Here is a 6,501-nt window from a genome sequence, read left to right as displayed (position 1 = left end):
TGCCGACGATCACTCCGAAGTTCAGCATGGCGCCCGACAGCGCGGCCAGGGACTCCGGCTTGCCCGCCGACGTGAGGATCAGCGGCATCCAGCTCAGCATCGAGTAGAAGAGCACCATGTTGGCGGCGCAGACGAGCCAGAGGAGCAGGGTGCTGCGCCGCAGCCCTGCACCCAGCAGGGCGCCGACGCCCTGGGAGGCGACCGGCGCCTCGACCGCCAGGGGCGCCGCCCAGCCCCGCCGAACGAGGTCGCGGATCGCCTCCTCATCCTTCGGCCCACTCGCGCCGCCCTGCCGTCGCGCACGCTCGATGCGGAAAAGCGGTGACTCCGGCAGCCAGAGCGCCAGGACCGGAAGCAGCGCCAGCGGCGCGGCGCCGCCGACGACGAAAAGCGGACGCCAGCCCGTGACCGGCAGAAGCCAGGCGCTGAGCGCTCCGGCGACCAGTCCACCGATCGGGACGCCGGCGCCCAGCACGACCACCATGCGCGAGCGCAGGTGCGGCGGGGCGAACTCGCTGACCAGCACGATCACATTGGGCAGCACCGCACCCATGCCGACGCCGCCGAGGAAGCGCAGGACCAGGAGTTCCGTCGTCGATTGCGCGACCGCGCAGGCCAGGGTGCAAAGTCCGAAGAGCGCCACGCAAAGCAGGGTCATCGGCTTGCGGCCGAACCGGTCCGAAAGCGGCCCCTGACCCACCATCCCCACCAGCATGCCGGCGATGCCGGACGAGAAGATCAGGCCGAACACTTCCTTCTCGACCTGCCATTCGCGACCGATGGCCGGCGCCATGAAGGCGATCATCTGCACGTCGAAGCCGTCGAGAAAGGCGACCAGCATACAGACCGAGACGACCAGCAGATGCAGCGGCCTCAGCGGAGTCCGCTGGGCGGGCGTAGCCGCATCTTGGACGGGGGTGACCGGCATCGACTGACTCCTGACCAAAACCCGACGCCCGCGTCCGGTTCGGTCTCGAGGCGCTCGTCGCCGACCTCGTGGTCAGCGCGACGCCTGGAAGAGACGCCGCGCGCACCCGAGATGCGCGCGGCAGGGGAGGAACGCCGCGAGCGGCGTGACCCGGGCGACCACCCGGAGAACGGCCGCCCGATGGCTAGAAGGAATACTGCACTCCGATTCCGATCGTGCGCGGATCGTTGATCGAGGCCGGATAGAAGGCGCCCAGCGTGATGACGGCCGTCGTGTAGCGCTTGTCCGTCAGGTTCTTGCCGTAGGCGTAGACTTCCCAGGCGTCCCTGTAGGTCAGGGCGATGCGGGCATCGACCGTGTGCCAGCCGTCGTTGCCGACGCCGGCCTCGTTGGCGGCGGTGTAGAACGACTTGGACTCCCGGTAGTAGCGGAGGTTGGCCTTCAGGTTGAGGTCGTCGCCCACGGCGGCCTCGTAGCGGCCGTCGATCGAGAACTGCATCCGCGGCGAGCGGATCATCCGGTTTCCGGACCGATCCAGGCTCACCACGGCGCCGACGAACCCGCGTTCGAACAGCGTTTCGTACTCACCGTCCAGCAGCGACAGGCTGCTGTCGACGCTGAAGCCGTTGCCCAGCAGGGCGGTCGTCTCGAACTCCGCCCCGTACACCCGCGCGCTGCCGGCGTTGTTGACCTGCGCGTCCCCGACCGCGACCGTCTCGCGGACCTGCAGGCCCTTCACGGTGGTGTAGTAGGCGGTGACGTTCAGGCGAAGCCGCCGCTCGAGCAGCTCGGTCTTCACCCCGGCTTCGTAGTTCCAGAGCTTCTCCGGGTCCGCACCCGGCGCCACCTGGCTGAACCGCGCAGGACCGGCCGAATAGGCGCCTGCACGATACCCGCGCGAGATGGTCGCAAACAGGAAGGCGGTGGGCGTCGCCTGGTACGTGACCCCAACCTTGGGAATGAACGCCTTGTCGGTTCGCCGGTCTTCGACGAACGAGCGGCCGAGCGCGCCCAGGGCCGGCATCGTCACCGAGTAGTGCTTCTTGTCGATGTTGTAGCGGGCGCCGGCGATCAGTTTCAGCTCGTCGGAGACGCTCCATTCGGCCTGCGCGAAGGCGGCGTACGCCTTGGTGAAGCTGCGCGGCTGGCTGAATCCGGTCTGGCCCGCCGCCGTGAAGATCTGGATGTCGACGTAGGCGCGGTCCTGAAAGTAGTTCAGGCCGCTCGTGACGGTCAGCGCGCCCGACGTGTAGTTGGCCTGGAATTCCTGCGTGAAGTCAGTGTTGCCCAGCGCGCTCAAGGTATGGACGAAGGGCGTCGCCAGACCCTGCCCGTCGGTGTCGGCGTTCACCCGGCCCCGGTACCACCGCTTGCTGGTGATCGAGGTCAGGGTCAGGTCGTCGTTGGCGACGTAGGCCGCATGCAGGCTCACCCCGTAGGATTTCCGCCGGGTGTAGATCTGGTCCTCGATCTCGGTGGCGACCACGTCGGGATCGCCCATGCCGACGAAGACGCCCGCCGGGTTCTTGAGGTTCTTGAACTGGTCGTCGGACTTGAGCAGCGAATAGTCGCCGGCCAGCGTGGCGCGGAACCTGTCGTTGTGCGCCACCAGCTTTCCCCGGGTGGTGAAGTCGTCCTGCTCGCCCACCCGGTTCCCCGTGTTCGCGTTGCGGAAGTACCCGTCATGACCCGACTTCACCGCCGAGACGCTGGCGGCCAAGCTCTCGGTGAGCGGCCCGCCGATGTAGCCCTTCACCTCATACTTGCCGCGCGTGCCGTAGTTCGCATTGACCTTGCCCTCGAAGGCGTCTTCGGGCGACCGGGTCAGTATGTTGATCGCGCCCGCCGTGGAGTTGCGGCCGTAGAGCGTGCCCTGCGGGCCGCGCAGCACCTCGATGCGTTCCACGTCGGCGAAGTTGAAGAAGGCGGCGTCCGACCGCGGCAGGAACACGCCGTCGATGTAGACGCCTACCGCCTCCTCGGCCCCAATCACCACATTAGGGCTGCTGACGCCGCGCAGCACGATCGAATTGATGCCGCCGAAATTCATGTTGCCGCCGATCATCAGCCCGGGGACAGAAGCCTGCAGGTCGGCCACGTTGGTGATGCCCCGCGCCTCTAGCGCCCCCTCGCCCAGCGCCGTGACCGATACGGGCGTCCGCTGGAGGGATTCTGACCGCTTCTGAGCGGTGACCACGATCTCCTCGAGCTGCGCGCCGGCCACCGCGGCCGAAGTCGCTTCTTCGGCCCGAGCCGAGGACGCGAGCCCCGTGACCAGACCCGTTGCGGCAAAAAGGAATAGCGCTCTGCGCATGCCGTCGACCCTCCCCTGGCGTCGATTTTCTTGTGTTCCGGCCGCTTGCTGCGGCTCAATAATAGGATGACGTTCTAGTTCTGCGTTCGCATATTGGCAAGGGCAAAAGTGCGGATCGTCCGACAGATCGCCCGACGGGCCCGGCGGCGGAATTCACGTTCTCCCCCTCGGATATTTGTTGTTGCATTCTAGAATTTGATTCGTATTAGACGAGACGCCGTCATCTTGGAGAGGCGGCGGGGGGCATGCGAATGGCGGCAAGAATCAAGCTGGCGGCGATCGGGTGTTCCGGGGGCCACGTCGGAGACCTCTTCGTGCGCGAATTCCTGGATCGCGGCGTCGACCTGCGGGTCCTGGCGCGTAATCCCAGAGACGTGGCGCGCCGCCACCCGCGGGCAGAGGTCATTGGCGGGAGCCTGCTCAACCCGGCTGAGGTCGCCGCGGCGGTCTCTGGGGCGGACGCCGCCTTCGCGGTCACGCCCGCCGGCGCGCGTAACAGCACCGCCCTGGAGATCGCCGCCGCCGAGGCGATCATCGCCGGCGCCCGGCAGGGCGGACTGAAGCACCTGATCTATCCCTCGGTGCTCAGCCCCGACCGCCTCAAGGGGCCGGCAATCCTCGACTCGAAGTACTATGTTGAGCGGCTGCTGGCGAAGAGCGGCCTCACCTGCACGGTCCTGCGGTGCGGCGGCTTCCTGCAGGACATCCTCGGGAACCATCGCGACGAGATCCGTCGAGGCCGCTTCCCCTTCCCGTTCCCCGCCCACCGTCGTTTCACCTTCACCTCGCAACCCGACGTCGTGCGCTATGTGGTGGACGCGCTGTCGGACCGGCCGGACTACCTGGGGCGCACGATGGACTTCGTGGCGCCGGGGCCGTTCACGATCGGCGAGGTGGCCGAGATCCTTGCCAAGGCCCGCGGCGGCCCGGTGGCCTTGAAGGGCAAGTTCCCGTCGCACTACGCGCTCCTGGCGCGGCTGCCCTTCGACTGGTTGGCGAACCACAAGCGGTCGTCCTCAACGCCGCTGATTGACTGGTTCATCGACAACGATTGCGTGGGTTCCGGCCCCACCGTGGGCGATCTGCACCCCGAGTTCCGGATGACCACCCTGGAGGCGTTTGTCCCTACGCTGTGGTCGCGCTAGGCCGATCGGATGACCTCCAGAACCTTCGCTCCCGAGCCATCGGACGATCTCTTCCGGCCCGAAGCGATCTCCGACGAGACCCGAGCCGTGAACGCCGCGCTGGCCGCGAAGCTGGCGGCGATCACCCCGCCTCCGGACCTCGCCACCCTGCGCACGGACTACGCCGCAGGCCGCCTCAGCCTGCCGGTGTCGCCCCGCTCGCCGCATGCCCGGACCCTGACGATCCCCGGGCCGCGCGGCGATATCGGACTGCGGATTCTGGCGCCCGCTGATCCGTCGGGCGCCTATCTCCACCTGCACGGCGGCGGCTGGACCGCCGGGACCAACGACATGTGGGACGCCCCGCTGGAACTGATCGGCCGCGAATCAGGACTCGCGGCCGTCAGCGTCGACTACCGCCTCGCCCCCGAGGACCCCTTCCCGGCAGGGCTGGACGACAGCGTCGCCGCTGCGCGATGGCTCGTGGCGCATGCGAAGGCCGAGTTCGGGGCGTCCTGGCTGGCGATCGGCGGAGAGTCCGCCGGCGCGCACCTGGCGGCGGCGACCCTGCTGCGCCTGCGCGACGCCGGAGAAGCCGAAGCTTTCCGCGCCGCCAACCTCATGTACGGCTGCTTCGACCTGTCGCTCACGCCCAGCATGCGGCGCGCACAGGCCACGCTCGTCTTGGATCGGCCTCGCGTCGAAGCCCTGGTGGAAGGCTTCCGCGGCGGCGTCGATCCGCGTGACCCGGCCCTCTCGCCGCTCTATGCCGACCTTCGCGACCTGCCCCCCGCTCTGTTCTCGGTGGGCACCCTGGATCCGCTGCTGGACGACAGCCTGTTCATGCATGCCCGCTGGCAGGCGGCCGGCAATCGCTCGACGCTCGCGATCTTCCCCGGCGGCGTTCACGGCTTCCACATGCTGGAAGGCGCGCTCGCGCAATCCGCCAACACCGGCGTCGCCCGCTTCCTGCGGGACGCCCTACACGCCGACGGCGCCGCCCACCCGCGCCGCTGACGCGAGACAAACAGGAGTTTCCAGATGCAGAAAGCGCTCGATGGGCAGGTCGCCTGGGTAACCGGCGCAGGTTCAGGCATCGGCCAGGCCGCCGCGGTGGCGCTGGCCGGAGCCGGCGCCCGGGTCGCCCTCACGAGCCGTCGCCGCGAGGGCCTGGAGGAGACCGCCGCCCTGATCGCCGCCGTCGGCGGCGCGAGCGCGATCCTGCCCGCCGACGTGGCGGACGCCGCCCGGGTCGATGCGGTCGCAGCCGAGATTCTGGCGGGCTTCGGGCGCTGCGACATCCTCGTGAACAGCGCCGGCATGAACATCCGCCAGCGCGCCTGGGATGCGGTCGACGCCGATGGGTTCGACACTGTGATCGCCGCCAACCTCAATGGCTGCTTCTACACCTCGCGCGCTATGCTCCCCGCGATGCGCGCCCAGGGCGGCGGCCTGATCATCCAGGTCTCGTCGTGGGGCGGCCGGTATGTGTCGCCCGTCACCGGCCCCGCCTACACCGCCGCCAAGGCTGGTCTGAACGTCCTTAGCGAAAGCCTGAACCAGGCCGAGGCCGTCAATGGGATCCGCTCGTGCTGCATCTGCCCCGGCGAGGTGGCCACGCCGATCCTGAAGAACCGGCCGATCCCGGTCAGCGACGAGGATCAGGCGCGCATGCTCCAATCCGAGGACCTTGCACGCACGATCCTCTTCGTGGCCGAGATGCCTGCCAGCGTCTGCATCAACGAAATCCTCATCAGCCCGACCTGGAACAGATCGTACATCGGGATGGCCAAGGGCTGAGCTCAGCCACCGACAAGGAGCTGTTCCGCCGCAACGGCGGGTGAGCGCCGATTGTGTCGAGGAAGGCCGTCGAGACCGCGAGCCGAGGCTGGCTTGCGCGCCGCCGCCTGCGCTCGCTCGCCATTCCATAACCTTTCGGCATGAGCGCCGGGGCGGCGGCCCCGGTACCCCTCCGCATCGACCGACGTTCGGTCGCGCCGCAGCGGCGGCGGTAGTGGAGGACGCCCAATTGAGAACAAGACCCTTCGACCTGAAGGCCATCGCCGCTGCGGCGCGACCGAACGTCGGTCGATGCGGAGGGGTACCGGGGCGGCGGCCCCGGTACCCCTCCGCAT

5 protein-coding genes are annotated in these 6,501 nt (G+C 68.5%); 3 read left to right on the top strand and 2 right to left on the bottom strand.

Features of this window, described 5'->3' with window-relative positions; translation table 11 throughout:
* On the bottom strand, positions 1 to 928 hold a 928-nt coding region (locus AX721_RS01605; protein WP_068874178.1), incomplete at its 3' end, for an MFS transporter.
* Positions 929 to 1,112: 184 nt separating this feature from the next.
* Entirely contained in the window at positions 1,113 to 3,242 is a 2,130-nt protein-coding gene (locus AX721_RS01600) for a TonB-dependent receptor (RefSeq protein ID WP_082765462.1), read from the bottom strand.
* A 251-nt stretch (positions 3,243 to 3,493) separates the two neighbouring features.
* Between AX721_RS01600 and AX721_RS01595 the strand changes: the two genes are divergently transcribed.
* From AX721_RS01595 to AX721_RS01585, 3 genes are read left to right on the top strand one after another with little or no spacing between them, the layout of a single operon-like run.
* Positions 3,494 to 4,387, top strand: a complete 894-nt coding sequence (locus AX721_RS01595) for an SDR family oxidoreductase (protein ID WP_068874176.1) — start codon at positions 3,494 to 3,496, stop codon at positions 4,385 to 4,387.
* A 9-nt stretch (positions 4,388 to 4,396) separates the two neighbouring features.
* Complete coding sequence (locus AX721_RS01590; RefSeq protein WP_068874175.1) at positions 4,397 to 5,383, top strand: alpha/beta hydrolase; 987 nt, start codon at positions 4,397 to 4,399, stop codon at positions 5,381 to 5,383.
* A gap of 24 nt (positions 5,384 to 5,407) precedes the next feature.
* Entirely contained in the window at positions 5,408 to 6,166 is a 759-nt protein-coding gene (locus AX721_RS01585) for an SDR family oxidoreductase (protein WP_068874174.1), read from the top strand.
* Positions 6,167 to 6,501: the final 335 nt, after the last annotated feature.

Origin of the sequence: Phenylobacterium sp. CCH9-H3 (assembly GCF_001557235.1) — a bacterium.
Classification (GTDB): domain Bacteria; phylum Pseudomonadota; class Alphaproteobacteria; order Caulobacterales; family Caulobacteraceae; genus Phenylobacterium.
Note: the sequence above shows the minus strand (reverse complement) of the source record. Positions and strands in the feature narration are given on the sequence as shown.

What these genes read in the sequence shown, in the direction of transcription:
- AX721_RS01600 (WP_082765462.1), bottom strand. Translation starts at nt 3,242, where the DNA reads ATGCGCAGAGCGCTATTCCTTTTTGCCGCAACGGGTCTGGTCACGGGG.
- AX721_RS01595 (WP_068874176.1), top strand. Translation starts at nt 3,494, where the DNA reads ATGGCGGCAAGAATCAAGCTGGCGGCGATCGGGTGTTCCGGGGGCCAC.
- AX721_RS01590 (WP_068874175.1), top strand. Translation starts at nt 4,397, where the DNA reads ATGACCTCCAGAACCTTCGCTCCCGAGCCATCGGACGATCTCTTCCGG.
- AX721_RS01585 (WP_068874174.1), top strand. Translation starts at nt 5,408, where the DNA reads ATGCAGAAAGCGCTCGATGGGCAGGTCGCCTGGGTAACCGGCGCAGGT.